2 protein-coding genes are annotated in these 1,931 nt (G+C 74.2%); both read left to right on the forward strand.

What is annotated here, in order from left to right:
• Positions 1–704 (forward strand): ROK family protein (locus DW299_RS00955; RefSeq protein ID WP_136035316.1); only part of this gene is annotated, 704 nt, incomplete at its 5' end.
• 30 nt (positions 705–734) lie between these two features.
• Positions 735–1,931 (forward strand): M81 family metallopeptidase (locus DW299_RS00960; RefSeq protein ID WP_136035317.1); only part of this gene is annotated, 1,197 nt, incomplete at its 3' end.

Raw genomic sequence — 1,931 nt, forward strand, 5'->3', positions numbered from 1 at the left:
TGGCCGAGACCGGCACCGTGCGGGCGGCCTCGGCCACGTTCGTCGGCTGGGCGGGATTCCCGCTCGCGGACGAGCTCGGACGACGTCTGGGCGTGCCGGTCAGCGTCGAGAACGACGTCAACGCGTTCCTGCTCGGAGAAGCGGCCGCGCTGAGCCGCACCGAGCGCGACGTGCTGGGCGTGATGCTCGGCACGGGCGTGGGCGGAGCCGTCATCATCGACGGCGCGCTCCACCACGGGCCCCACGGTGCGGCGGGCGAGATCGGACACACCCCCGGGTACAGCGAGCTCGTGTGCACCTGCGGGCAGACGGGGCACCTGGAGACGCTGGCCTCCGGAACCTCCATCGCCCTGCGCTACCGCGAGCGGACGGGCGGCGAAGCGGCAGACGCCCGGGCGGTCGCCGCCCTCGCGCGGGGTGGAGACGCCGACGCCCTCGCCGTGTTCGCCGCAGCCGGTCGCGCGGTCGCCCTCGCCAGTGCGAGCGCCGCGACCCTGCTCGACCTGCCGACCGTGATCGTGGGCGGTGGCGTCGCCTCGGCGTGGGACCTGCTGGAACCCGCGATCCAGGCGACCCTGCGCACGGACTCGCCGGTGTCGGGCATCCCGCTGCGCATCGTCCCGGCGCAACTGGGCTCCGATGCGGTCGCCCTCGGAGCGATCGAGACCGCCCGTCGGGCCCTCGCCCCCGCACCCACACTCTGAATCGACTCCCCGGATGAGAGGTATCGCATCGTGACCGCACCCCAGGACGCCCACGAGATCTGGATGGGCCCGCTGCCGCCCGTCGCCGACGGCGGCCTGCCGAAGCCCCGCGTGGGCATCGCCGGCATCTCGATCGAGTCCAGCACGTTCTCGCCGCACATCTCCGGCGACGAGGCCTTCACGATCCGTACCGGCGCGGACCTCCGCGCCTACTACCCGTTCCTCGACGAGGGGCGCGAGCTGGCCGAGGCCGCCGAGTGGGTTCCGCTCACGCACGGCCGCTCGCTGCCCGGCGGCGCCGTGGACCCCGAGACATACCGGCGGATGAAGGACGCGATCCTCGACGGCATTCGCGAGCACGGGCCCTTCGACGGCTTCTTCTTCGACATCCACGGCGCCATGAGCGTCGTGGGCATGGACGACGCCGAGGGCGACCTGGCCCGTGCCGTCCGGGAGGCACTGGGACCCGACACGCTCGTCTCCACGTCGATGGACCTGCACGGCAACGTGTCGGAGGTGCTGCGCGATGCGGTCGACCTGCTGACCTGCTACCGGATGGCTCCGCACGAGGACTGGCTCAACACCAAGGAGCGCGCGGTGTGGAACCTGCTCGACCGGCTGCGCGGGCCGCACGGCGCCGACCCGCTCGCGCGACGGCCCTTCACCGCCTGGGTGCCGGTCCCCGTGCTGCTGCCCGGTGAGAAGACCAGCACGCGGCTCGAACCGGCGCGCGGTATCTACGCCGAGCTGCCCGCGATCGAGGCGCTGCCCGGCGTGGTCGACGCGTCCGTCTGGATCGGGTACGCGTGGGCCGACGAGCCGCGCTGCCAGGCCTACGTCGTGGTCACCGGCGACGACCGTGAGCTCATCGCCCGGGAGGCCGAGCGCGTCGCCCGCCGGTTCTGGGACGCGCGCGAGGACTTCGTGTTCGTGGCCGAGACCGGCACGCTCGACGAGGCGCTGGACCGCGCGCTCGCGCCCGCAGCCGCCCGGCCGTACGTCATCTCGGACTCGGGCGACAACCCCACCGCCGGGGGAGCGGGCGACGTGACCTGGACGCTCGCGCGCCTGCTGGAGCGACCGGAGCTCACCGACGGGAGCCAGACGACCCTCGTCGCGTCGATCTTCGACCGTGAGGCCGTCGCGCGGGCGGTCGCAGCGGGTGTCGGCGCCGAGGTCGAGCTCGAGGCGGGGGGCCCCCGCGGGGCGGGGCCCCGCGGGGCCCTC

This window comes from Microbacterium sp. K35, from assembly GCF_004794375.1.
In the GTDB taxonomy this organism is placed as follows: domain Bacteria; phylum Actinomycetota; class Actinomycetes; order Actinomycetales; family Microbacteriaceae; genus Microbacterium; species Microbacterium sufflavum.